This is a genomic window from Streptomyces sp. NPDC093600, from assembly GCF_044764755.1.
GTDB lineage: Bacteria > Actinomycetota > Actinomycetes > Streptomycetales > Streptomycetaceae > Streptomyces.
Window position 1 is genome coordinate 108346 of sequence record NZ_JBIWIU010000011.1, and the last position, 22156, is coordinate 130501.

Consider the following 22156-nt stretch of genomic DNA (forward strand, 5'->3'; position numbering starts at 1 on the left):
TTTCTGTCCCCTTTTCCCTGTGGTGTGGCTCACAGTCGATCCCGTCGATCACTGTCCGACCCGTGATAAATCTTCACGACCACCCGGGGACGCCACCCCTGTGCCCGGGGGCGCTTCGGCCGGCTGACCGCCGGTAGCACTCCATCCACATCCGGGGGGATCAGGACCTGATCCGCGGCCAGACGCAGTCGGCGCGGATCAGCATGGAGAAAGGCGCACCACCATGACCTCAGTGCAGGTCGACAAGCAGCACGACGGCACCGACGGGGCCGTGGGCGGCGGCGAGGGCTACCAGCGTGGCCTCGGCGCCCGGCAGATCCAGATGATCGCGATTGGCGGCGCCATCGGCACCGGCCTCTTCCTCGGCGCCGGCAAGGCCATCGCCAAGGCCGGCCCCAGCCTGATCCTCGCCTACGCCATCGCGGGCCTGGTCATCTTCTTCATCATGCGGGCCCTGGGCGAGCTGCTCATGTACCGCCCGGTGTCGGGCTCCTTCTCGGAGTACGCCCGTGAGTTCGTCGGCCCCTTCTGGGGGTTCGTGACCGGCTGGACGTACTGGCTCTTCTGGGTCGTCACCGGCATCACCGAGGTCACGGCGGCCGCCACCTATATGACGTACTGGTGGGACATCCCGCAGTGGATCTCGGCGCTGGTCTTCACCGTGGTCCTCTTCGGCGCCAACCTGATCTCCGTGAAGCTCTTCGGTGAGCTGGAGTTCTGGTTCTCCATGATCAAGGTCACCGCGATCATCGGCATGATCCTGATCTGCGCCGGCATCCTCACCATCGGCTTCTCCGACGCCGGCGACACCGCCTCCGTGACCCACCTGTGGGACCAGGGCGGCTTCTTCCCCACCGGCATCGGCAACACGCTGATGACCCTGCAGATCGTCATGTTCGCCTTCCTCGCCGTCGAGCTGGTCGGCGTCACCGCCGGCGAGTCCAAGGACCCGGAGACGGTCCTGCCCAAGGCGATCAACACCGTGCCGTGGCGCATCGCCGTCTTCTACGTCGGCGCGCTGATCATGATCCTCTCGGTCGTCCCGTGGACGCACTTCAAGCCGGGGATCTCGCCGTTCGTGGCCGCCTTCGAGCAGATGGGCCTCGGCGTCGGCGCCGCGATCGTCAACTTCGTGGTGCTCACCGCCGCCCTGTCCTCCTGCAACTCGGGCATGTACTCCACCGGCCGCATGCTGCGCGACCTCGCGCTCAACGGCCAGGGCCCGAAGATCTTCACGCGGCTGACCAAGAGCGGCACCCCGCTGCTCGGCCTGACCTTCTCGGCCGCGCTGATGCTGGTCGGCGTCTGGATCAACTACGTCGCCCCCGGCAAGGCCTTCGAGTACGTCGTCTCCTTCGCCACCATCTCCGGCATGTGGGCCTGGATCATGATCCTGGTCTGCCAGATCCGCTACCGCGCCAAGGCGAACCGCGGCGAGCTGCCCGAGTCCACCTTCAAGGCCCCCGGCGCCCCGTACACCAGCTGGTTCGCGCTGCTGTTCATCGGCATGGTCATCGTGATGATGGGCATCGACGAGGGCGCGCGCGTCTCTCTGTACTGCGCGCCGGTCTGGGGCCTGATCCTGGGCGTCTCCTACCTGGTGCTGAAGGCCCGCAACCCGCAGAGCGCGGCCTTCGCCAAGCGCTCCTGACGCATCCGTCCCACCATTCGGGCCGTCCCGTACCACTCCTCGGTACAGGACGGCCCGTCTGTCTATCCTGTCGGACATGCTGACCATCACACGCGCCCTGTACGACCAGATCGTGGAGCACTCCCGCGCGGACCACCCCGACGAGGCCTGCGGCGTGGTCGCGGGTCCGGTCGGCACCGGCCGCCCCGAGCGGTTCATCCCGATGCTGAACGCCGCGCGCTCGCCCACGTTCTACGAGTTCGACTCGGCCGACCTGCTGAAGCTGTACCGCGAGATGGACGACCGGGACGAGGAGCCCGTGATCATCTACCACTCGCACACGGCGACCGAGGCCTACCCGTCCCGTACGGACATCTCGTACGCGAACGAGCCCGCCGCCCACTACGTCCTGGTCTCCACGGCCGACACCGACGGCGCCGGCCCCTTCCAGTTCCGCTCCTTCACCATCGTCGAGGGCGTCGTCACGGAGGAAGAGGTCCAGGTCGTCGAGGCCTACGTGGAGGCCTGAGAAGCCCCGGGGACCAGGGCTCCGGCCCCCGTCCCCGTCGTACGGAAGCGGGCGAGGTACGCCGAAGGCGTCACCCCGAAGTGCCGGGCGAACGCCCTGCGCAGACTCTCGTCACTGCCGAGCCCGCTGCGCGCCGCCGCGCCCGTGACGCTCGCCCCGCCCTCCAGGAGGAGCCGGGCCGCCTCCACCCGTACCCGCTCCACATAGCCCGCCGGAGTGGCGCCGATCTGCTCCCGGAACAGCCGGGTCAGATGCCGTGCGCTGACCCCCGCCCGCCGGGCGAGCGCCGTCGCGCTGTGGTCGGCACCCGGATCGGCGGCGACCGCGTCGAGCAGCGGCCGCACCAGGGGATGGCCCGTCGGGGGAGTGCGCGAGGCGGCCGAGAACTGCGACTGCCCGCCGGGCCGCTGCAGGAACACCACCAGATCCCGCGCCACCGCCCGGGCGGCGGCCGGGCCGAGGTCCCGCTCGACCAGGGCGAGGCAGAGGTCGATCCCGGCGCTCACCCCCGCCGAGGTGAACACCGGTCCGTCCTCGACGAAGATCGCGTCCGCCGTCACCTCCACCCCGGGATGACGGCGGGTCAGCGCCGCCGCGTGCTCCCAGTGGGTCGTCGCCCGCCTGCCGTCGAGGAGCCCGGCGGCCGCGACCGCGAAGGCCCCCGTGCACACGGCCGCGACCCGCCGCGAACGGCCGGCGAGCGCCGCGACGTGCTCCACGACCTCGGGGGCGGTCACACACCGGTCCACGTCCACGGCGCCCGGGACCACGAGCGTGTCCGCCCCCGCGACCTTCTCCGCCGCCAGATCGGCGCCGACGCGGAGCCCGGTGGAGGTCCGTACGTCCCGCCCGCCCGGTGTGCAGACGCGGACGGAGTAGGCGGGCCCGGCCGTACCGAACACCTCCAGAGGGGCGGAGACGTCGAGCAGGCGTACGCCGTCGAAGGCGAGGACGACCACGGTGTGAGTCATGTGTCCGATTCTGTGGGAAGAACGTCCCGAAGGACATGGCGGGGCCGGGGCCGGGGCGAGGATTCTGGAGCCATGGACCTCACCGAGATCGTTCCCGACAGCAAGATCGCCACCGCCGCCACCGAGCTGGTCCGCGACACCACGAGCGAGCTGATCTACCACCACTCCCGCCGCGTGTACCTCTTCGGTGCCCTCCAGGGCCGTGCCCGCGGACTCGCCTTCGACCCCGAACTCCTCTACGTCGGCGCGATGTTCCACGACCTGGGCCTGGGCGAGGCCCACCGGGAAAGCGGCCGCCGCTTCGAGGTCGACGGCGCCGAGGAGGCGGCCGCCTTCCTGCGCTCGTACGGCGTGGGCGAGGACGCCGTACGGCGCGTGTGGACCGCGATCGCCCTGCACACCACCCCCGGCGTCCCGGAGTTCATGGAGCCCGAGGTCGCCCTGGTGACGGCGGGCGTCGAGTACGACGTCCTCGGCATCGGCTACGACGACCCGGCCGTCGTCTCGCCCGAGGACCGGGCCGCGGTCGTCGCCCTCCATCCGCGCCCGGACTTCAAGCGCCGGATCCTGCGCGCGTTCACCGAGGGGATCGCCCCCAAGCCGGAGACGACCTTCGGCAACGTGAAGGCGGACGTGCTGCGCCACTTCGTACCCGGCTTCGTCCCCGGCGACTTCGTGACCACCATCGAGGGCTCCGCCTGGCCCGAGTGACCGACCACGGCGGGGCCCCGGAAGGCGCGTTCGGCCGGGAGTCCAGCAGGCGAGCGGGAACTGTCCGTCATGTGAGATCACATTCCGGAACCCGGACCGGGAATCGATACGATGACCGCATGGTTTCCCACGACGTGAGCGAACAGACGCCGGGCACACCCCTGCTCGTGGCCCGTCTGCACGTCGACCTGTGCCGCCTCGCCAGCGCGATGTGTACGTCCCGCGCTGCGCTCTGAGCACCGATCCACGGCCCGAGCGCACCTCCAGCACCACCCCCTTTCGCGCGGGGGCCCCAGCCGCGCGCCCACCACGTCACTCCCGACAGGAGCCCACGCCATGGCCATCGAGGTCCGCATCCCGACCATCCTCCGCACCTACACCGACGGCGCCAAGGCCGTCGAGGGCAGCGGTGACACCCTCGCCGAGCTCTTCGCCGACCTGGAGTCCCGGCACAACGGGATCGAGGCCCGCATCGTGGACAACGGCACCCTGCGCCGCTTCGTCAACGTCTACCTGAACGACGAGGACGTACGGTTCCTGGACGGCATCGACACCAAGCTCACCGACGGTGACAACGTCACGATCCTGCCGGCCGTCGCCGGCGGCATGGTCTGATCCACATGCGTTACGACTCCCCGCTGGCGGCGGTCGGCAACACGCCGCTCGTCCGCCTGCCCCGGCTCTCACCCTCGGACGACGTCCGCATCTGGGCCAAGCTGGAGGACCGCAACCCCACCGGCTCGGTCAAGGACCGCCCCGCGCTCCACATGATCGAACAGGCCGAGAAGGACGGCCGGCTCACCCCCGGCTGCACCATCCTGGAGCCGACCAGCGGCAACACCGGCATCTCGCTCGCCATGGCGGCGAAGCTCAAGGGCTACCGCATCGTCTGCGTCATGCCGGAGAACACCAGCGAGGAGCGCCGTCAGCTGCTCGCCATGTGGGGCGCCGAGATCATCTCGTCCCCGGCGGCGGGCGGGTCGAACACGGCGGTACGGGTCGCCAAGGAGCTGGCGGAGCAGAACCCCGCGTGGGTGATGCTCTACCAGTACGGCAACGCCGACAACGCCGGCGCGCACTACGCCACCACCGGCCCGGAGATCCTCGCCGACCTGCCCTCGATCACCCACTTCGTGGCGGGCCTCGGCACCACCGGCACCCTCATGGGCGTCGGCCGCTACCTGCGCGAGCACAAGCCGGACGTCAAGATCGTCGCCGCCGAGCCGCGGTACGACGACCTCGTCTACGGCCTGCGCAACCTCGACGAGGGCTTCGTGCCCGAGCTCTACGACGCCTCCGTCCTCACCACCCGCTTCTCGGTCGGCTCGGCCGACGCCGTGACCCGTACCCGCGAACTCCTCCAGCTGGAGGGCATCTTCGCGGGCGTCTCGACGGGCGCGGCGCTGCACGCGGCGATCGGCGTCGGCAACAAGGCGCTGAAGGCGGGCGAGAGCGCGGACATCGCGTTCGTCGTCGCCGACGGCGGCTGGAAGTACCTCTCGACGGGCGTCTACACGGCCGCGACGACGGAGGAAGCGATCGAGACGCTCCAGGGCCAGCTCTGGGCGTAGGTCGCTCCCCGCACCCCGCTCACGCCAGATGGCGGACCTGGTCCCAGACGACCGGGTCCGCCGCTCCCACTCTGCGGCGGAACCCCTCCACCGGGACCTGCCGCAGCTCGTCCGTCTCCAGGAAGCTCGGACGGCCGTGCGCGTCGCCCACCGAGCCCGGCGGCAGCGCGATCACACCCGGCCGGTCGTCGTGGTACCTGCTGGTGATCTTGGCGACCAGCACGCTGTCACCCCGCAGCGCGAGCACCAGGCAGGGCCGGTCCTTGGAGCCCGGACCGTCCTCGTATGGGACATCGGCCCACCAGATCTCACCCGCCCGCGGCAGCTGTCCGGGCCGTCCCCGTGTCTCCGGCCGCGCCTTCGGCCGTGTCTTCGGCCGTCCGTGGGGCGCCTTTCCCGGGGCAGAGGGCCGTCCGGGCGGGCGCGTACGGCCCCCCGGCCGGGAGCCCGAGCGCTTCCAGCCGTCCGTCAGCGCCACGATCAGCGCGATCACCACGACCGCGATCAGCGCCGGCCACCAGGACGTGTCCATACCCCACGACGTTACCGGCGACGGGCCTCCCGCGCTCACGCGCCCCCAGGTCCATCCGAACCGGTGACAGCGCCCGTGAGTTCGCCCACAACGCGCCACTCACGAGGAGCGACGGGCGCTGCCGCGCCTTACGCTCGTCAGATCGCACGACCTCCCCCACAGTGACTGCTCAGCGACTCCCCCAGCGACTGTCCCCGCACCGTCCACGGACGCCCTTCCACGGAGGTTCACGCTCCATGAAGCTCACCGTCGTCGGCTGCTCCGGGTCGTTCCCGTCCGCGGACTCGGCCTGCTCGAGCTACCTCGTAGAGGCCGACGGCTTCCGGCTGCTCCTCGACATGGGCAACGGCGCCCTGGGCGAGCTGCAGCGCCACTGCGGTCTGTACGACCTCGACGCCATCTTCCTCAGCCACCTCCACGCCGACCACTGCATCGACATGTGCGGCTACTTCGTCGCCCGCTACTACCGCCACGAGGGCGGCCGCTGCGACGCCCTGCCCGTCTTCGCCCCGGAGGGCGCCGAGCAGCGCCTGACCACGGCGTACGCGGACACGCCCTCGGACAAGTCGATGAGCGAGGTCTTCGACTTCCGGACGCTGAAGCCGGGCTCCTTCGAGATCGGCCCGTTCTCCGTCCGTACGGAGAAGGTCTGCCATCCGGTGGAGGCGTACGGCATCCGGATCGAGCACGGCGGCCGCTCCCTGACGTACTCCGGTGACACGGGCGTCTGCGACGCGCTGCACGAACTGGCGGCCGGCACCGACCTCTTCCTCTGCGAGGCGTCCTTCACCCACGGCAAGGAGGACATCCCGGCGCTCCACCTCAACGGCCGCGAGGCGGGCGCGGAGGCGGCCCGCTCGGCGGTGGGCCGGCTGGTGCTGACCCACATCCCGCCCTGGACGGACGCGGACCAGAACCTGGCGGACGCGCGCGCGGTGTACGACGGGCCGGCGGAACTGGCGTATCCGGGCGCGGTCTACGAGATCTGACCCGTAGGCCCGTACGCCCGTACGCCCGTACGGTGAAGGCCCCCGGAACCTGACACGGTTCCGGGGGCCTTCGTACGAGGTCGCGCGAGGCTCACGCCTTGGTGAGGTCCTCGATCTCCTCCTCGGGCTCGCGGCCCGGGGTGGGGAGGTCGAACTTGGTGATCGCGAAGCGGAAGACCACGTAGTAGACCGCGGCGAAGGCCAGGCCGATCGGGATGATCATCCAGGGCTTCGTGGCGAGGTTCCAGTTCAGGAAGTAGTCGATCGCGCCGGCCGAGAAGCTGAAACCGTGGTGCACGCCGAGGGCCCAGGTGAGGGCCATCGAGACGGCGGTCAGGACCGCGTGGATCACGTACAGCACCGGGGCGATGAACATGAACGCGAACTCGATCGGCTCGGTGATACCGGTGACGAAGGAGGTCAGCGCGAGGGAGAGCATCATGCCCCCGACGGCCTTGCGGCGCTCGGGGCGGGCGCAGTGCGTGATGGCGAGGGCGGCGGCCGGAAGGGCGAACATCATGATCGGGAAGAAGCCCGACATGAACTGGCCGGCGGTCGGGTCACCGTGGAAGAAGCGCGGCAGGTCGCCGTGCCAGACGGCGCCGGCGGAGTCCTTGAAGGAGCCGATCTCCTGCCAGGCCACGGTGTTCACGAACTGGTGCATGCCGATGGGCAGCAGACCGCGGTTGACGACACCGAAGATGCCGGCGCCGACGGCGCCGAGGCTGGTCATCCACTCGCCGAAGCCGGTGATGACGTTGCCGATCGGCTCCCAGACCAGACCGAAGAGGACACCCATGGCGGTGCCGACGAAGGCCATGATGATCGGGACGAGACGGCGGCCGTTGAAGAAGCCGAGCCAGTCGACGAGCTTGGTCCGGTGGTAGCGCTGCCATATGACGGCGGCCAGCAGACCCATGATGATGCCGCCGAAGACCTTCGGGTCGTTGTAGGTCGCGGCGACGTCGACGCCCTTGTTGGCGGTCGTGTTGACCACGGCCTCCGTCACCGGGAACGCCTTCAGGACGTTCTGGTAGACGAGGAAGCCGACCAGCGCGGCGAGGGCGGTCGAGCCGTCGGCCTTCTTCGCGAAACCGATCGCGATGCCGACGCAGAAGAGCAGCGGCAGGTTGGCGAAGACCGCGTCTCCGGCGGAGGCGAAGACCGTGGCGACCTTGCCCCAGCCGAGGCCGTCCTTGCCGAAGACGTCGTCCTGCCCGAGTCGGAGCAGGATACCCGCGGCCGGCAGTACGGCGATCGGCAGCTGCAGGCTGCGACCGACCTTCTGCAGGCCCTGGAACAGGCCGGATCCGCGCTTCTTCGCGGGAGCGGCGGCCTGGGCGGTGGCCGTACTCATACTTCCTCCAGTAAGGCAAGGCGCCGCCAGAGGTCAGGGGAAAAGGGGGTGACGGCGGCGTCTCGTGGAACGCGGTGGACTGGACCGCGTGGTCTACACCAATGAGTGGTGTAGACCAGTTTTAGCACGTGAGACTTAGATAAGGAACCTGCGAATTCTGTGGGCCGTGCCATAGCCGTCCGGCCGCCGCCCGCGCACGGCGAAAGGCCCCCGGACCGTGCGGTCCGGGGGCCTCTGCCGGGGTCGCCCCGCTAGGGCTTCGTGGTGTCCCGGTCCATCTCCTCCTCGACCTCCTTCGGCTCGCGTCCCGGGGTCGGGACGTCGAACTTCGTGATCACGAAGCGGAAGAGCAGGTAGTAGACGACGGCGAAACCCAGACCGATGGGGATGATCAGCCACGGTTTGGTGCCGAGGTGCCAGTTGACGACGTAGTCGATGAGACCGGCCGAGAAGCTGAAGCCCGCGTGCACTCCCAGCGCCCAGGTGATCGCCATCGACGCGCCGGTCAGCAGCGCGTGCAGGCCGTAGAGGAGCGGCGCCGCGAACATGAAGGAGAACTCCAGCGGCTCCGTCACGCCGGTGACGAACGACGTGAGGGCGACGGAGACCATCAGCCCCGCCACCTCCTTGCGGCGCTCGGGGCGGGCGCAGTGGGTGATGGCGAGCGCGGCGGCCGGAAGGCCGAACATCATGATCGGGAAGAAGCCCGACATGAACTGGCCCGCCGTCGGGTCCTCGGCGAAGAAGCGCGTCAGGTCGCCCTGGACCACGGTGCCGTCCGGCTTCCTGAACTCGCCCGCCTGGAACCAGAAGAAGGTGTTCAGGAACTGGTGCATGCCGATCGGGATGAGCAGCCGGTTGGCGACGCCGAAGATGCCCGCGCCCCACGCCCCGAGGCCGATCAGCTGCTTGCCGAACCAGGTCAGGGCGTCACCGACCGGCTCCCAGAGCAGCCCGAACAGCACGCCGAGCACCACGCAGAGGAACGCCATCATGATCGGCACCAGTCGGCGCCCGTTGAAGAAGCCCAGCCAGTCGACCAGCTTCGTCCGGTGGTAGCGCTGCCAGATCACCGCGGTGAGCAGGCCGATCAGGATGCCGCCGAGCACCCCCGGATTCTGCGGTACGCCCTCCGGGAGGTCCGCCGTCACCGTGCCCTCGCGCGGGAACGCCTTCAGGACGTTGAAGTAGACGAGGAAGCCGACCACCGCCGCGAGCGCCGTGGAGCCGTCCGCCTTCTTGGCGAAGCCGATCGCCACACCGATGCAGAAGAGAAGGGGCAGGCCGAACGAACCGTCCAGGATCGCCGTGCCGCCCTTCAGCAGCACGTCGGACGTCCTGTCCCAGAAGGAGCCGTGGAGGTAGGCGGAGAAGAGGTTGCCGAGGCTGACCAGCAGACCGGCCGCGGGGAGCACCGCGACGGGGAGCTGCAGGCTGCGCCCCACCTTCTGAAGGCCTTGGAAGAGGCCGTTCCGCCAGTTCTTCCTCCTCGGTGCGGCGGCGGCGCTGTCGCTGCTCATCGGCGTCCTCCCTGGTGCCGGAACAAGCGCGCCCCGGCTCACGTTGCACACTGGTGTAGACCAGTTGCGATAGGCTCCCCGAGGCCCGCCGAGGGCAGGGCGCCGGTGATCGTCATCATTCGGCAGAGCCACTGCACCCGCTAGCGAAGTTGGGCCAACCGTGGGTTACCGTGACAAAGCGGACCGTGGGTGCGCCGGGACTTACGTTCTCCGAACGGAACGGACAGGGAGAGACACATGGCCAGCAAGGCTGAGAAGATCGTCGCCGGGCTCGGCGGCATCGACAACATCGAAGAGGTCGAGGGCTGCATCACCCGCCTGCGCACCGAGGTCGTCGACCCCAGCAAGGTGGACGAGGCCGCGCTGAAGGCCGCCGGCGCCCACGGCGTCGTGAAGATGGGCACCGCGATCCAGGTCGTCATCGGCACCGACGCCGACCCGATCGCCGCCGACATCGAAGACATGATGTGAGCCACCCGCTCACCTGAGGGAGGGCCCGTTCCGACAGGGGAACGGGCCCTTCCTCGTCCCGGTCCCGGCCGGTGGAACAGGGACTACGCTCGTCCCATGTCTCGTATCGACGGCCGTACCCCCGAACAGCTCCGCCCCGTCACCATCGAACGCGGTTGGAGCAAGCACGCCGAGGGCTCCGTCCTCATCTCCTTCGGCGACACCAAGGTCTTCTGCACCGCCTCCGTGACCGAAGGCGTCCCGCGCTGGCGCAAGGGCAGCGGAGAGGGCTGGGTCACCGGCGAGTACTCCATGCTTCCCCGCTCCACCAACACCCGCGGCGACCGCGAATCCGTCCGCGGCAAGATCGGCGGCCGCACGCACGAGATCTCCCGCCTCATCGGCCGCTCCCTGCGCGCCGTCATCGACTACAAGGCGCTCGGCGAGAACACCATCGTCCTCGACTGCGACGTCCTCCAGGCCGACGGCGGCACCCGCACCGCCGCCATCACCGGCGCCTACGTCGCGCTCGCCGACGCCGTCGCCTGGGCCCAGGGCAAGAAGCTCGTCAAGGCCGGCCGCAAGCCGCTCACCGGCACCGTCGCCGCCGTCTCAGTCGGCATCGTCGACGGCACCCCCCTCCTCGACCTCTGCTACGAGGAGGACGTGCGCGCCGAGACCGACATGAACGTCGTCTGCACCGGCGACGGCCGCTTCGTCGAGGTCCAGGGCACCGCCGAGGCCGAGCCCTTCGACCGCAAGGAGCTCAACGCCCTCCTCGACCTCGCCTCCGGCGGCTGCGCCGAGCTCGCCGAGATCCAGCGCAAGGCCCTCGAAGGCACGCTGTAACAGTTGTGGCAACCACGGACGCCCGGCCGGGCGTCTTCGTGGACACGGGCGCACGGTACGAACCGCGCGCCCGTTCCGTACACCAGGGGAGGACCTGACGTGAAGCGCCGACTCGCACTCGCCGTCACCACCGCCGCCGCACTCACCGCACTCGTCGGCTGTGGAGCCCTCGACAAGGCGATGGGCTGCGTCGCCACCGCCGAGGCCATCGCCACCAGCGTCGACAAGCTGCAGCAGGCGGCGTCGAACGCGACCAACGACCCGACCCAGCTCAACCAGGCCCTCGACGAGATCTCCACCGAGCTGGGCAAGCTCAAGGACACGACCGACAACGCCGATCTGTCCAAGGCCGTCGACGACCTCGGCAAGGGTGTCGAGACCGTGCGTACCGCTGTCGAGCAGGGCGACGCGACGCCCGACATCAAGCCCGTCACCGACGCGGCCACCGAGATCGGCAAGGTCTGCACCCCGGGATAATCAGCCCATGACCCGTCTGATCCTCGCCACCCGCAACGCCGGAAAGATCACCGAACTCCGCGCGATCCTCGCCGACGCCGGTCTGCCCCACGACCTCGTCGGCGCGGACGCGTACCCGGAGATCCCCGACGTCAAGGAGACCGGCGTCACCTTCGCCGAGAACGCCCTCCTCAAGGCCCACGCCCTGGCGCGGGCCACCGGCCTGCCGGCCGTCGCCGACGACTCCGGCCTCTGCGTCGACGTCCTGAACGGCGCCCCCGGCATCTTCTCGGCCCGCTGGTCCGGCACCCACGGCGACGACCGCGCCAACCTCGAACTCCTCCTCGCCCAGCTCTCCGACATCGACGACCCCCACCGCGGCGCCCACTTCGCCTGCGCGGCCGCCCTCGCCCTGCCCGACGGCACGGAGCGCGTGGTCGAGGGCCGCATGCCCGGCACCCTGCGCCGCGCGCCGGTGGGCACGAACGGCTTCGGCTACGACCCGATCCTCCAGCCGGAGGGGTACGACGTGACGTGCGCGGAGCTGACACCGGAGGAGAAGAACGCGATCAGCCACCGGGGGAAGGCGTTCCGGGCGCTGGTGCCGGTGGTGCGCGAACTGCTGGGCTGAGCAGTCCCGGACGTTCGTCGAGCCGCGTACGCCGAAGGGCCGCACCTGTCCGGTGCGGCCCTTCGGTGTGCGGTGCGGCCGGAGGGACTCGAACCCTCACGGGTGTTACCCCACTGGGACCTAAACCCAGCGTGACTGCCAGTTCCACCACGGCCGCGTGCGCTGCGCGTCCATCGTAGTGGGCGGGACCGACGCGCAGGCCGCAGCGTCAGAACTTCGGCTCGGGCGTCTGCGCGAGCACCAGCTCCGCCGCCTCCTCCTCGGTCTCCACCGACGGAGGCGAACCCTCCAGCGGCTGCCGCGCGGTCTCCTTCATGCAGGCCACCGCGACCACGCCGACGAGCGCCGCGCCCATCGCGTAGTACGCGGGCATCAGACTGTTGCCGGTCATCCCGATCAGCGCGGTGATGACGAGCGGCGTCGTACCGCCGAACAGCGAGGCCGACAGGTTGTAGCCCACCGACAGGGAGCCGTAGCGCACGTTCGTCGGGAAGAGCGCCGGCAGCGCCGCCGACATGGTGCCGAGCATGCAGACCAGCGAGAGACCGAGCATCAGCATGCCCGCCGTGATCGCCGGGACACCGCCCATGCCGATCAGCAGGAACGCCGGGAGCGAGAGGAAGAGGAAGCCCAGCATGCCCGCCATCAGGACCGGCTTGCGCCCGAAACGGTCGTTGAGGCGCCCCACCTGAGTGATGATCAGCATCAGGAAGACCATCACCAGCAGCAGGATCAGCAGGCCGTGCGTCTCGCTGTAGCCGAGTTCGTCCGAGAGGTACGTCGGCATGTACGACAGCAGCATGTAGTCGGTGATGTTGTACGCGCCGACCAGGGCGATGCACAGGATCAGCGTCGGCCACTGCTGCCGGAAGATCTTCGCCAGGTCGCCCTTGGTCGAGGTCTCCACGGTGTCCGCGGCCTCCGAGGCGTGTGCCGACTCGTGCTCCAGCTTCCGGAACGCGGGCGTCTCGTCGAGCCGCATCCGCAGATAGAGGCCCACCAGGCCGAGCGGTCCGGCCACCAGGAACGGCACGCGCCAGCCCCAGGACTCCATCGTGTCGGGACCGAGCCAGGCGGTGAGCGCCGTGACCAGCCCGGCCGCGGCGACATAGCCCGCCAGGGTGCCGAACTCCAGGAAGCTGCCGAAGAAGCCCCGGCGGCGGTCGGGGGCGTACTCCGCGATGAACGTCGACGCGCCGCCGTACTCCCCGCCGGTGGAGAAGCCCTGGAGCATCCGGAAGAGGACCAGCAGGACCGGCGCCCAGAACCCGATCGAGGCGTACGACGGGATGAGGCCGATCGCGAAGGTGCCGACCGCCATGAGGATCATGGTCAGCGCCAGGACCTTCTTACGGCCGATCCGGTCACCCATCGGGCCGAAGACCATCCCGCCGAGCGGGCGGACCAGGAAGGCGACCGCGAAGGTCGCGAACGAGGACAGCAGCTGCGCCGTCTCGTTCCCGGCCGGGAAGAAGACATGACCGAGGGTGACGGCGAGGTAGGCGTAGATGCCGAAGTCGAACCACTCCATGGCATTGCCCAGCGAGGCCGCCTTCACGGCCCGCTTGACGGCGGCCTCGTCCGTCACCGTGATGTCCGTACGGCGCAGCCGGGGCCGCTGCCGCCGCGTGACGGCCCGGAACAGCCGGGGATGGCGTCTGCGGGCATCGGGGTCGGCCGCGGTGTCGGGGGCGGTGGCCGGCATGACCGTACGTCCTTTCTCGGTGCGTGGAACTCCAAGAGGGACATCTGCACGGTCACGCCGATCACAAACGGAAGTCCCCGGGTAATGGGACGTCCGTCACGTCGGGCGAGGCCTCAGCCGGTGATCTGCAGGTCCTTGATGATCTTCGCGACGTGGCCGGTCGCCTTCACGTTGTACAGCGCGCGCTCGACCGTGCCCTCCTCGTCGACGACGATCGTCGAGCGGATGACGCCCGTCACGGTCTTGCCGTACAGCTTCTTCTCACCGAAGGCGCCGTACGCCGCGAGGACCTCCTTCGACGGGTCGCCGACCAGCGTGACCTTCAGGGACTCCTGCTCGCGGAACTTCGCCAGCTTCTCCGGCTTGTCCGGCGACACGCCGATGACGTCGTAGCCGGCGCCGGCCAGCAGCTCCAGGTTGTCCGTGAAGTCGCACGCCTGCTTGGTGCAGCCGGGGGTCAGGGCCGCGGGGTAGAAGTAGACGATCACCTTGCGGCCCTTGTGGTCCGCGAGCGAGACCTCGTTGCCGTCCGCGTCGGGCAGGGTGAAGGCGGGGGCGGTGTCGCCGGGCTGAAGTCGCTCGCTCATGGCTCTCCTCGGAGGATGTACGCGTATGCCGCTAGAGCCTAATGGGGGTCGGGGACGACTCGGCGGCGTCAAAGCTGACAGACTGTCCATCAACGAACCGATGACGACAACGGAGGCAGCGCGGTGTCGGACGCCAGGACCCCTGTGCAGATCGAGGCGGACATCGTCCGCCGGCGCGACCAGCTCGCCGAGACCCTGGACGAGATCGGCATTCGGATGCACCCGAAGACGATCATCGGCGACGCGAAGGCGAAGGTCGCCTCCACGGTCGACCACACCGCCGGGCGCGCGTTCGTCGCCGTCAACCGGACCGTGTCCGACGTGAAGGCCCGCTTCACCGACGAGGACGGCGCGCCGCGCCTCGAACGGGTCGTCCCGGTGGCCCTGGTCGCCGTGGCCCTCGTCGGGCTGCTCGCGATGTCCGCCCGCAAGCGCAAGGGATGACCCCTCCCGAGGTAGGGCCGACACGCCCGGACAGGTAGGTTCGAGGCGTGAGCGAGAACACCCACGACAAGCTGCCCATCAGGATGCTGCACGACCGCGTCCTGGTCCGGACCGACTCCCCCGAGGGTGAGCGGCGCTCCGGCGGCGGCATCCTGATTCCGGCCACCGCGGCCGTCGGCCGCCGGCTGGCCTGGGCCGAGGTGGTCGCCGTCGGCCAGAACGTCCGCACGGTCGAGACCGGCGACCGGGTCCTGTACGACCCCGAGGACCGGGCCGAGGTCGAGGTCCGGGGCGTGGCGTACGTACTGATGCGGGAGCGCGACCTGCACGCGGTGGCCGCGGACCGGTTCGAGGGAACCACGGACTCCACGGGTCTGTACCTGTAGCCGCCCCCCGGGCCCCGCACGGCGCAACGAGACCTGGTGACCGTCGTCACCAGGTCTTTTGTCTGCCTTTTGCTAGGCTGGGCCTACCCGACGAGACGCGCCGTACCGGGCCTCCTCCCGCAGGAAACGCAAAGACGACGCACCCCTGTTGATCCGTCTCGCGGAGGTGTTCGCCGTCATGGCCTGGGTTCTTCTCATCGTCGCCGGTCTGCTGGAAGTCGGCTGGTCGATCGGTATGAAATACACCGACGGCTTCACCCGCCTCTGGCCCAGCGTCTTCACGGCCGCCGGGATCGTCGCCTCCATGCTGCTGCTCTCGCAGGCCGCCAAGACGCTGCCGATCGGCACGGCGTACGGCGTCTGGGTCGGCATCGGCGCGGCCGGCGCCGCGGTGCTCGGCATGCTGGTCCTCGGCGAACCGGCGACCGCGGCGCGCATCTTCTTCGTCTGCCTGCTGCTGGTCGCCGTGGTGGGCCTGAAGGCGACGTCGGGGCATTAGGGCCTCTCGTCCGGGCCGTCCTGTCGATCCCGCCCGGGGCCGTGCCCCGGGCGGGGCGCCTCCGGTGGCTCCGGGTGCTCGTCCGTGGCCTCTTCGAGCTCCTCCGCGCCCTCCCCGAGCTGCAGCTCGAACTCCCGCGGCTCCATGCCCGACAGCGCCTCCCGGGTGAACTGGCCCCAGATCTCCGCCGGCGGCCCGCCCCCGTTGATCCGGGGCTCCCCGAGCGCTCCGTACAGCGGCTTCTGCTCGCCGGTCCCCGGGTCTTGGCCCATCATCGTGACCACCGTCGCCAGATCGGGCGTGTACCCCGCGAACCAGGCGGCCCGGTCGTCCTCCGCCGTGCCCGTCTTGCCGGCCGCCGGACGGCCGGCCGACTGCGCCGCCGTACCCGTACCGGTCTCCACCACGCCGCGCAGAACCGCCGTCGTCGTGTCGGCCGCCTCCCGGGAGACGGCCTGCCGGCTCTCCGGGACCGGAAGCTCCAGCTCCTGGCCGTTCCTCGTGACCTTGTCGACCAGCGTGTACGCGCTGTGCCTGCCGTGGTTGGCGAGGGTCGCGTACGCCTCCGCCATGTCGAGGGCGCTCGCGGTCGCGGCGCCGAGGGCGATGGAGGGGGAGGCGTTGAGGTCGGGGGTGTCCGGGGGCAGGCCGAGGGCGATCGCGGTCTCCTTCACCTCGGCCGGGCCGACGTCGACCGCCATCTGGGCATACACCGCGTTGACCGAGCTGTCGGTGGCGGAGCGGACGGTGATCTCGCCGTACGACACGTCGTCCTCGTTGGCCGGGTCGTACACGCCCCCGTCCCAGCCTTCCACCGGGCGCTTGTTGGTGCCGTCGTAGTACGTGTTGGGAGTGATCGGGCGGCCGTCCTGCGTCTGGGCGGCGTTCTCGAGGGCCGCGGTGAGGACGAAGGGCTTGAAGGCGGAGCCGACCTGGTAGTCGCGGCGGGTGGCGTTGTTGACGAACTGCCGGGTGTAGTCGACGCCGCCGTACAGGGCGACCACCCGGCCGGTCGCCGGGTCGATCGCCGCGCCACCCACGCGCACGAAGCGGTCGGCCGGGTTCCGTGCCGGGTCGAGCCGGGACATCACCTGCTCGTCGACGGCGGCGACGAAGGCGTCCTGCTTGCTCCTCTCCAGGGTGGTGGTGATGCGGTGGCCGCCGCGGGCCAGGGTCTTCGCGTCGATGACGCCGCTGCTCGTCAGATGGTCCTCGACGGCCTTGACGATGTAGCCGCGCTGGCCGGAGAGCCCGGTCGCGGGGCGGGCGGTCCGCGGTGCGGGGAAGGCGGTGGCGGACCGGGCGGCGGGCGTGAGCCACCGCTCCTTGACCATGCCGTCCAGGACGTACCTCCACCGGGCGAGCGCCTTGGGCCTGTTCTGCGGGTGGGTGGCCACGTCGTAGGCGGTGGGCGCCTTCAGCAGCGAGGCGAGATAGGCGCCCTGGGCGGTGTCGAGGTCCTCGGCGTCCTTGTCGTAGTAGGCGCGGGCGGCGGCCTGGATGCCGTAGGCGCTGCGGCCGAAGTAGCTGGTGTTCAGATAGCCCTCGAAGATCTCGTTCTTGCTCTTCTCGCGGTGGAGCTTGATGGCGATGAAGAACTCCTTCACCTTGCGGGTGACGGTCTGCTCCTGGCCCAGGTAGTAGTTCTTGACGTACTGCTGGGTGATGGTGGAGCCGGACTGCCGGCCCTTGCCGGTGAGGGTGTTCCAGGCGCCGCGGACCATCGCCTTGGGGTCGACGGCCGGCTGGGAGTAGAAGTCCCGGTCCTCGGCCGCGAGTACGGCGTGCCGGACGGCTCGCGGGACGCGTGCGAGGCGGACGTTCTCGCGGTCGACCTCGCCGTCCCGGGCGATCTGGGTGCCGTCCGCGTAGAGGTAGACGTTGGACTGGGCGGTGGCGGCGGCGTTCGCGGTCGGGATGTCCACGAGCAGGTACCCGGTGATGAACCCGCCGGTCAGCAGCACAGCGGCGAGCAGCAGGGTGCCGAACAGCATCCGCAGGAGGCGCCGGGGGCGGCTCTTCCTGACCTTGGGGGGCCGGACGGGGACGGTGGGGTCCCTGGGCGGCCAGCCGGGCTGCGGGGGCTGATCGACGCTCATGTGTGCGCTCCCGTACCGAATGAAGGGGACATGGCCACCCCATACTGCACTCATTCAGACAAAAGCCAGGAATACGACTCGAAAACGGCTCGCGGGGAGGTGATCACCCCGCTAAGGTCGTGCGCTTCGGTGTCGCCGACGGGGCGTCAGGAGGGAGCGTGTGTGGTGCGGCTGTACGCGACGGTCGCCGCGGGCGGGTTCCGGCGCCATGCCACCTACCGCATGGCCACGGCGGCCGGGGTCTTCACCAACACCGTCTTCGGCTTCATCCTGTCGTACACCTATATCGCCCTGTGGGACGAACGGCCCCGGCTCGGCGGGTACGAGATGGCCGACGCGCTCGCCTATGTGTGGATCGGACAGGCGCTGATCGCCGTCTGCGGGCTGATGGGCGGCGGGTTCCAGGAAGAGCTGATGGAGCGGATCCGGACGGGTGACATCGCCGTCGACCTCTACCGGCCCGCCGATCTGCAGGCGTGGTGGTTCGCCTCCAACGCGGGCCGGGGCGCCTACCAGTTGCTCGGGCGCGGCGTCGTCCCGATGGCGGTCGGCGCGCTCGCCTTCGACTTCACGCTGCCGTCCCGGCCGCTGACCTGGGTGGCCTTCCTCGTCGCGGTGGCACTGGGCTCGATCGTCAGTTTCGCGATCTGGTACCTCGTCGCGATGAGCGCGTTCTGGCTGCTCGACGGGCAGGGCGTGGCGCAGGTGGCCTGGCTGGGCGGACTGTTCTTCTCCGGGATGCTGCTGCCGCTGAACGTCTTTCCCGGCTGGCTCGGCGAGGTGGCGCGGACGCTGCCCTGGGCGTCGATGCTCCAGGTCCCGGCGGACGTCTATCTGGAGCGGTACGAGGGCTGGGGGCTGCTCCGCGCGTACGGCTTCCAGGGCGGCTGGGCGGTGGCGCTGCTCGCGGCGGGGCGGGTGGCGCAGTGGGCGGCGACGCGGAAGGTGGTGGTGCAGGGTGGCTGAGCTCTCCGCGCGCGGAGGCGCGCAGGCGGCCCGGACGGCGCGTACGTACGGGACGGGGGTGGCCGAGGCCTGGCGTACGTACCGGATGGTGGCCGCGATGTGGATCAGGTCGACCATGACCTACCGCGCCTCCTTCGCGCTGACCGTCTTCTCCAGCTTCACCGTCACCTTCTTCGACTTCGTGGTCATCCTGCTGATGTTCGGTCAGGTGCGCGGCCTCGGCGGCTTCACGTTCGGCGAGGTCGCCTTCCTGTACGGGATGACCGGCACCTCCTTCGGCATCGCCGACCTGACGATGGGCTCGCTCCAGCGGATGGGCAGGCGGGTCCGCGACGGCTCGCTCGACACCTTCCTGATGCGCCCGGCGCCGGTGATCGCCCAGGTGGCGGCCGACCAGTTCGCGCTGCGCCGGATCGGCCGGGTGGCGCAGGGGCTCCTGGTGCTGGTGTGGGGGCTGCTGATCCTCGACGTGGAGTGGACGGCGGTGAAGGCGCTGCTGCTGCCGGTGACGATCGTCTGCGGTGCGCTGATCTTCTCGGCGCTGATGGTCATGGGCGCCTCCACGACGTTCTGGGCCCAGGACGTCGCCGAGGTCACCAACGCCTTCACGTACGGCGGCAACACACTGCTGCAGTATCCGCCGTCGATCTTCGCGCAGGACCTGGTGCGGGGGGTGGTCTACGTCGTCCCGCTGGCGTTCGTGAACTGGCTCCCGGCGCTGTACATCCTCGGACGCGAGGCGCCGGCCGGGGTGCCGGGCTGGGCGGCGTTCCTGTCGCCGCCGGTCGCGGCGGTGTGCTGCGGGCTCGCCGGGCTGGCGTGGCGGGCCGGACTCCGTTCGTACCGATCGACAGGGAGCTGAACATCAACAGGGAGCTGAACGTGTCCTCCACCGACTCCATGGACTTCATCGAGCTGGAGAACGTCGAGAAGGTCTTCTCGGTGCGCCGGAAAGTGGGTCTCCTCCGCCGCGAGAAGCGGGAGGTCCGAGCGGTCGACGGAATCAGCTTCGGCGTGGCGCGCGGCGAGATGGTCGGCTACATCGGCCCGAACGGCGCGGGCAAGTCGACGACGATCAAGATGCTCACCGGCATCCTGACTCCGAGCGGCGGCCGGCTGCGGGTCGCCGGCATCGACCCGGCACGGGAGCGGACGCGGCTCGCGCAGCGCATCGGGGTGGTGTTCGGCCAGCGCACGACGCTCTGGTGGGACCTGCCGCTGAAGGACTCGTACCGTCTGACGCACCGGATGTACCGGATCCCGGACGACCGCTTCGCCGCCAACCTCGCCCGGTGCGTGGAGCTCCTGGAGCTGGGGGACCTCCTGGACGTCCCGGTGCGCCAGCTCTCCCTCGGCCAGCGGATGCGCGGGGACATCGCGGCGGCACTGCTGCACGACCCGGAGGTGCTCTACCTCGACGAGCCGACGATCGGGCTCGACGTGGTGTCGAAGACACGCGTACGGGAGTTCCTGCGCGAGCTCAACGCCTCGCGCGGCACGACGGTGCTGCTCACCACCCACGACCTGACCGACATCGAGCAGCTCTGCAAGCGGGTGATGGTGATCGACCACGGGCGGCTGATGTACGACGGGGACCTGGCGGGGCTGCACGCGGTGGGGGAGAGCGAGCGGCTGCTCGTGGTGGACCTGGAACGGGAGCTGCCGCCGATCGACGTGGCGGGGGCGCGTTTCGTACGGTCGGAGGGGCCGCGGCAGGTGCTCGCCTTCCCGTCCTCCGCCTCGGCGGCACCGATCGTGGCGGCGGTGGCGGGGGCGTATCCGCTGGTCGACCTGTCGGTGCGGGAGCCGGACATCGAGGCCGTGATCGCGAAGATGTACGGGGAGGGGGAACTCGGCGTGCGTGCGGGGAGTCCCTGAGAGAGGGAGGTGCAGGTGAAGAGCGACACAGGGCCTGAGGCACGGCCTGAGGCAGGGCCTGAGGGCGCCGGAGGCGGGGCGACCGCTCGGCCACCGCTGGGCGCGCCACCGCCGGCGGCGCCACCGCTGGGGGCGTTCGCGTACACGGCGGCGGACGCGGAGAGAAGCCGCGCCGTCCGCCGCATGAAGCGGATCGCGACGGGGCTGCTGCTCGTCGTCGCCGTGATCTACGCCCTGGCCACCTGGGCGGAGAGCGCGGGCCTCGGCGCCTGGGCCGCCTATGTGGCCGCCGCGGCGGAGGCGGGCATGGTGGGCGCGCTGGCGGACTGGTTCGCGGTGACGGCCCTCTTCCGGCGGCCGATGGGGCTGCCGATCCCGCACACGGCCATCATCCCGACCAAGAAGGACCAGCTGGGCGTCACGCTGGGCTCCTTCGTCGGCGAGAACTTCCTGTCGGCCGAAGTGGTACGGGGACGGCTGCACGCGCTGGGCATCGCCGGCCGCCTCGGCGGCTGGCTCGCCGACCCCGCGCACGCCGACCGGGTCACGAGAGAGCTCTCCACGGCGCTCCGGGGAGCGCTGACCGTCCTGCGGGACTCGGACGTCCAGGCGGTGGTGGGCGAGGCGATCACCCGGCGGGCGGAGGCGGCGGAGATCGCGCCGGGCATCGGCAAGACCCTGGAGAGGATCGTCTCCGACGGCGCGCACCACCGGGCGGTGGATCTCGTCTGCGCCCGGGCGCACGACTGGCTGGTCTACCACGCGGACTCGGTGATGGACGCGGTCCAGGGCGGCGCGCCCGGCTGGACGCCCCGGTTCGTGGACCGTCGCGTGGGCGAGCGGGTCTACAAGGAACTGCTCCGCTTCGTCACGGAGATGCGCGACATGCCGGCCCACCCGGCGCGGGGCGCGATCGACCGCTTCCTGACGGACTTCGCCGCCGACCTCCAGGCGGACACGGACACGCGTACGCGGGTGGAGCGCCTGAAGTCGGAGCTGCTGGCCCGGCCGGAGATCCAGGACATCATCGCCTCGGCCTGGGCCTCGGTCCGCGGTCTGATCATCGCGGCGGCGGAGGACGACCAGAGCCAACTCCGCCTGCGCGCCCGGGCGTCCCTGATCTCCCTGGGCGGCCGCCTGGTGACGGACGGGCGCCTGCAGTCGAAGGTCGAGGGCTGGGTGGAGGACGCGGCCGGGTATGTGGTCACGACCTACCGCACGGAGATCACCTCCCTGATCACGGACACGATCGCCAGCTGGGACGCGGACCAGACCTCGAAGAAGATCGAGGCGAACATCGGCCGCGACCTTCAGTTCATCCGCATCAACGGCACGGTGGTGGGCGCGTTGGCGGGGCTGCTGATCTACACGGTGAGCCACGCGGTGGGGGGGTGAG

General features: G+C 70.2%; 25 protein-coding genes and 1 tRNA gene. 18 read left to right on the plus strand and 8 right to left on the minus strand.

The annotated features are described in order from the left end of the window. The first annotated feature begins 223 nt into the window (after positions 1–223). Together ACIRB4_RS25100 and ACIRB4_RS25105 are read left to right on the plus strand one after the other, a co-directional pair. Positions 224–1651, plus strand: a complete 1428-nt coding sequence (locus tag ACIRB4_RS25100) for an amino acid permease (protein WP_403294417.1) — start codon at positions 224–226, stop codon at positions 1649–1651. Positions 1652–1727: 76 nt separating this feature from the next. Further along, positions 1728–2159, plus strand: coding sequence for a Mov34/MPN/PAD-1 family protein (locus tag ACIRB4_RS25105; protein ID WP_215072058.1), 432 nt, complete (start codon positions 1728–1730; stop codon positions 2157–2159). Here ACIRB4_RS25105 and ACIRB4_RS25110 read toward each other — a convergent pair. Next, positions 2144–3130 carry a GlxA family transcriptional regulator gene (locus ACIRB4_RS25110; protein WP_403294419.1) on the minus strand — a complete coding sequence of 329 codons (987 nt, stop codon included), beginning with the start codon at positions 3128–3130 and terminating at the stop codon, positions 2144–2146. The two genes, ACIRB4_RS25105 and ACIRB4_RS25110, sit on opposite strands and share 16 nt — an antisense overlap. A gap of 72 nt (positions 3131–3202) precedes the next feature. Here ACIRB4_RS25110 and ACIRB4_RS25115 point away from each other — a divergent pair, with 72 nt between their 5' ends. The 4 genes from ACIRB4_RS25115 (at position 3203) to ACIRB4_RS25130 (ending at position 5412) form a co-directional block, all read left to right on the plus strand. Beyond that, on the plus strand, positions 3203–3841 hold the full coding sequence (locus tag ACIRB4_RS25115) for an HD domain-containing protein (RefSeq protein WP_403294420.1): 639 nt from the start codon (positions 3203–3205) through the stop codon (positions 3839–3841). 119 nt (positions 3842–3960) lie between these two features. Continuing rightward, positions 3961–4077 carry a putative leader peptide gene (locus ACIRB4_RS25120; protein ID WP_332836496.1) on the plus strand — a complete coding sequence of 39 codons (117 nt, stop codon included), beginning with the start codon at positions 3961–3963 and terminating at the stop codon, positions 4075–4077. Positions 4078–4177: 100 nt separating this feature from the next. Continuing rightward, positions 4178–4456, plus strand: a complete 279-nt coding sequence (locus ACIRB4_RS25125) for a MoaD/ThiS family protein (protein WP_403294421.1) — start codon at positions 4178–4180, stop codon at positions 4454–4456. Positions 4457–4461: 5 nt separating this feature from the next. After that, complete coding sequence (locus ACIRB4_RS25130; RefSeq protein WP_403294422.1) at positions 4462–5412, plus strand: PLP-dependent cysteine synthase family protein; 951 nt, start codon at positions 4462–4464, stop codon at positions 5410–5412. 19 nt (positions 5413–5431) lie between these two features. Here the strand turns inward: ACIRB4_RS25130 and ACIRB4_RS25135 are convergent, their stop codons facing one another. Beyond that, a complete protein-coding gene (locus ACIRB4_RS25135) occupies positions 5432–5944 on the minus strand; it encodes a type II toxin-antitoxin system PemK/MazF family toxin (protein WP_403294423.1) in 513 nt (170 codons plus the stop codon). 236 nt (positions 5945–6180) lie between these two features. Here ACIRB4_RS25135 and ACIRB4_RS25140 point away from each other — a divergent pair, with 236 nt between their 5' ends. After that, positions 6181–6933 carry an MBL fold metallo-hydrolase gene (locus ACIRB4_RS25140; protein ID WP_403294424.1) on the plus strand — a complete coding sequence of 251 codons (753 nt, stop codon included), beginning with the start codon at positions 6181–6183 and terminating at the stop codon, positions 6931–6933. A 91-nt stretch (positions 6934–7024) separates the two neighbouring features. Here ACIRB4_RS25140 and ACIRB4_RS25145 read toward each other — a convergent pair whose 3' ends face one another. Both ACIRB4_RS25145 and ACIRB4_RS25150 read right to left on the minus strand, forming a co-directional pair. Continuing rightward, a complete protein-coding gene (locus ACIRB4_RS25145) occupies positions 7025–8290 on the minus strand; it encodes a PTS transporter subunit EIIC (protein WP_403294426.1) in 1266 nt (421 codons plus the stop codon). 251 nt (positions 8291–8541) lie between these two features. Continuing rightward, the gene (locus tag ACIRB4_RS25150) at positions 8542–9810 is read right to left on the minus strand and encodes a PTS transporter subunit EIIC (RefSeq protein ID WP_403294427.1); all 1269 of its coding nucleotides are present in this window, start codon (positions 9808–9810) and stop codon (positions 8542–8544) included. A gap of 237 nt (positions 9811–10047) precedes the next feature. Here ACIRB4_RS25150 and ACIRB4_RS25155 point away from each other — a divergent pair, with 237 nt between their 5' ends. The 4 genes from ACIRB4_RS25155 to rdgB all read left to right on the plus strand — a co-directional run bounded on the left by ACIRB4_RS25155 (position 10048) and on the right by rdgB (position 12196). Then, positions 10048–10281 carry a glucose PTS transporter subunit EIIB gene (locus tag ACIRB4_RS25155; RefSeq protein WP_093660495.1) on the plus strand — a complete coding sequence of 78 codons (234 nt, stop codon included), beginning with the start codon at positions 10048–10050 and terminating at the stop codon, positions 10279–10281. Between the two features lie 96 nt (positions 10282–10377). After that, positions 10378–11109 (plus strand): ribonuclease PH, encoded by a 732-nt coding sequence (gene rph / locus ACIRB4_RS25160; protein WP_356889723.1) that lies wholly within the window; start codon positions 10378–10380, stop codon positions 11107–11109. Between the two features lie 99 nt (positions 11110–11208). Next, complete coding sequence (locus tag ACIRB4_RS25165) at positions 11209–11586, plus strand: hypothetical protein (protein WP_403294428.1); 378 nt, start codon at positions 11209–11211, stop codon at positions 11584–11586. A 7-nt stretch (positions 11587–11593) separates the two neighbouring features. Next, on the plus strand, positions 11594–12196 hold the full coding sequence (rdgB, locus tag ACIRB4_RS25170; protein WP_403294429.1) for an RdgB/HAM1 family non-canonical purine NTP pyrophosphatase: 603 nt from the start codon (positions 11594–11596) through the stop codon (positions 12194–12196). 73 nt (positions 12197–12269) lie between these two features. On the opposite strand, the gene ACIRB4_RS25175 is transcribed toward rdgB, so the two are convergent. The 3 genes from ACIRB4_RS25175 to bcp form a co-directional block, all read right to left on the minus strand. After that, positions 12270–12353: transfer RNA gene (locus tag ACIRB4_RS25175), tRNA-Leu, on the minus strand. A gap of 51 nt (positions 12354–12404) precedes the next feature. After that, the gene (gene proP / locus ACIRB4_RS25180; protein ID WP_403294430.1) at positions 12405–13901 is read right to left on the minus strand and encodes a glycine betaine/L-proline transporter ProP; all 1497 of its coding nucleotides are present in this window, start codon (positions 13899–13901) and stop codon (positions 12405–12407) included. Between the two features lie 113 nt (positions 13902–14014). Next, positions 14015–14488: a thioredoxin-dependent thiol peroxidase gene (gene bcp, locus ACIRB4_RS25185; RefSeq protein WP_403294431.1), complete on the minus strand. Its 474-nt coding sequence runs from the start codon at positions 14486–14488 to the stop codon at positions 14015–14017. 123 nt (positions 14489–14611) lie between these two features. Here bcp and ACIRB4_RS25190 point away from each other — a divergent pair, with 123 nt between their 5' ends. The 3 genes from ACIRB4_RS25190 to ACIRB4_RS25200 all read left to right on the plus strand — a co-directional run bounded on the left by ACIRB4_RS25190 (position 14612) and on the right by ACIRB4_RS25200 (position 15817). After that, positions 14612–14932, plus strand: a complete 321-nt coding sequence (locus ACIRB4_RS25190; protein ID WP_403294432.1) for a DUF3618 domain-containing protein — start codon at positions 14612–14614, stop codon at positions 14930–14932. Between the two features lie 47 nt (positions 14933–14979). Then, positions 14980–15318 (plus strand): GroES family chaperonin, encoded by a 339-nt coding sequence (locus ACIRB4_RS25195; RefSeq protein WP_403294433.1) that lies wholly within the window; start codon positions 14980–14982, stop codon positions 15316–15318. 178 nt (positions 15319–15496) lie between these two features. Continuing rightward, on the plus strand, positions 15497–15817 hold the full coding sequence (locus ACIRB4_RS25200) for a DMT family transporter (protein ID WP_403294434.1): 321 nt from the start codon (positions 15497–15499) through the stop codon (positions 15815–15817). Here ACIRB4_RS25200 and ACIRB4_RS25205 read toward each other — a convergent pair. Continuing rightward, the gene (locus ACIRB4_RS25205; protein ID WP_403294435.1) at positions 15814–17916 is read right to left on the minus strand and encodes a transglycosylase domain-containing protein; all 2103 of its coding nucleotides are present in this window, start codon (positions 17914–17916) and stop codon (positions 15814–15816) included. The two genes, ACIRB4_RS25200 and ACIRB4_RS25205, sit on opposite strands and share 4 nt — an antisense overlap. Before the next feature lie 165 nt (positions 17917–18081). On the opposite strand from ACIRB4_RS25205, the gene ACIRB4_RS25210 reads away from it, so the two are divergent. From ACIRB4_RS25210 to ACIRB4_RS25225, 4 genes are all read left to right on the plus strand, one after another. Further along, positions 18082–18882 (plus strand): ABC transporter permease, encoded by an 801-nt coding sequence (locus ACIRB4_RS25210; RefSeq protein ID WP_403294436.1) that lies wholly within the window; start codon positions 18082–18084, stop codon positions 18880–18882. Continuing rightward, a complete protein-coding gene (locus tag ACIRB4_RS25215) occupies positions 18875–19744 on the plus strand; it encodes an ABC transporter permease (protein WP_403294437.1) in 870 nt (289 codons plus the stop codon). The genes ACIRB4_RS25210 and ACIRB4_RS25215 overlap by 8 nt, the downstream gene beginning before the upstream one ends. A 38-nt stretch (positions 19745–19782) precedes the next feature. Continuing rightward, the gene (locus ACIRB4_RS25220; RefSeq protein ID WP_403294527.1) at positions 19783–20760 is read left to right on the plus strand and encodes an ATP-binding cassette domain-containing protein; all 978 of its coding nucleotides are present in this window, start codon (positions 19783–19785) and stop codon (positions 20758–20760) included. A 96-nt stretch (positions 20761–20856) separates the two neighbouring features. Further along, a complete protein-coding gene (locus ACIRB4_RS25225; RefSeq protein WP_403294528.1) occupies positions 20857–22155 on the plus strand; it encodes a DUF445 domain-containing protein in 1299 nt (432 codons plus the stop codon). Position 22156: the final 1 nt, after the last annotated feature.

Bases quoted from the DNA above. Each gene is read 5' to 3' on its own strand.
- ACIRB4_RS25105 (WP_215072058.1), top strand. From the start codon at position 1,728: ATGCTGACCATCACACGCGCCCTGTACGACCAGATCGTGGAGCACTCC.
- ACIRB4_RS25100 (WP_403294417.1), top strand. From the start codon at position 224: ATGACCTCAGTGCAGGTCGACAAGCAGCACGACGGCACCGACGGGGCC.
- ACIRB4_RS25110 (WP_403294419.1), bottom strand. From the start codon at position 3,130: ATGACTCACACCGTGGTCGTCCTCGCCTTCGACGGCGTACGCCTGCTC.
- ACIRB4_RS25155 (WP_093660495.1), top strand. From the start codon at position 10,048: ATGGCCAGCAAGGCTGAGAAGATCGTCGCCGGGCTCGGCGGCATCGAC.
- ACIRB4_RS25115 (WP_403294420.1), top strand. From the start codon at position 3,203: ATGGACCTCACCGAGATCGTTCCCGACAGCAAGATCGCCACCGCCGCC.
- ACIRB4_RS25120 (WP_332836496.1), top strand. From the start codon at position 3,961: ATGGTTTCCCACGACGTGAGCGAACAGACGCCGGGCACACCCCTGCTC.
- ACIRB4_RS25125 (WP_403294421.1), top strand. From the start codon at position 4,178: ATGGCCATCGAGGTCCGCATCCCGACCATCCTCCGCACCTACACCGAC.
- ACIRB4_RS25145 (WP_403294426.1), bottom strand. From the start codon at position 8,290: ATGAGTACGGCCACCGCCCAGGCCGCCGCTCCCGCGAAGAAGCGCGGA.
- bcp (WP_403294431.1), bottom strand. From the start codon at position 14,488: ATGAGCGAGCGACTTCAGCCCGGCGACACCGCCCCCGCCTTCACCCTG.
- ACIRB4_RS25200 (WP_403294434.1), top strand. From the start codon at position 15,497: ATGGCCTGGGTTCTTCTCATCGTCGCCGGTCTGCTGGAAGTCGGCTGG.
- proP (WP_403294430.1), bottom strand. From the start codon at position 13,901: ATGCCGGCCACCGCCCCCGACACCGCGGCCGACCCCGATGCCCGCAGA.
- ACIRB4_RS25205 (WP_403294435.1), bottom strand. From the start codon at position 17,916: ATGAGCGTCGATCAGCCCCCGCAGCCCGGCTGGCCGCCCAGGGACCCC.
- rph (WP_356889723.1), top strand. From the start codon at position 10,378: ATGTCTCGTATCGACGGCCGTACCCCCGAACAGCTCCGCCCCGTCACC.
- rdgB (WP_403294429.1), top strand. From the start codon at position 11,594: ATGACCCGTCTGATCCTCGCCACCCGCAACGCCGGAAAGATCACCGAA.
- ACIRB4_RS25135 (WP_403294423.1), bottom strand. From the start codon at position 5,944: ATGGACACGTCCTGGTGGCCGGCGCTGATCGCGGTCGTGGTGATCGCG.
- ACIRB4_RS25220 (WP_403294527.1), top strand. From the start codon at position 19,783: ATGGACTTCATCGAGCTGGAGAACGTCGAGAAGGTCTTCTCGGTGCGC.
- ACIRB4_RS25150 (WP_403294427.1), bottom strand. From the start codon at position 9,810: ATGAGCAGCGACAGCGCCGCCGCCGCACCGAGGAGGAAGAACTGGCGG.
- ACIRB4_RS25130 (WP_403294422.1), top strand. From the start codon at position 4,462: ATGCGTTACGACTCCCCGCTGGCGGCGGTCGGCAACACGCCGCTCGTC.
- ACIRB4_RS25140 (WP_403294424.1), top strand. From the start codon at position 6,181: ATGAAGCTCACCGTCGTCGGCTGCTCCGGGTCGTTCCCGTCCGCGGAC.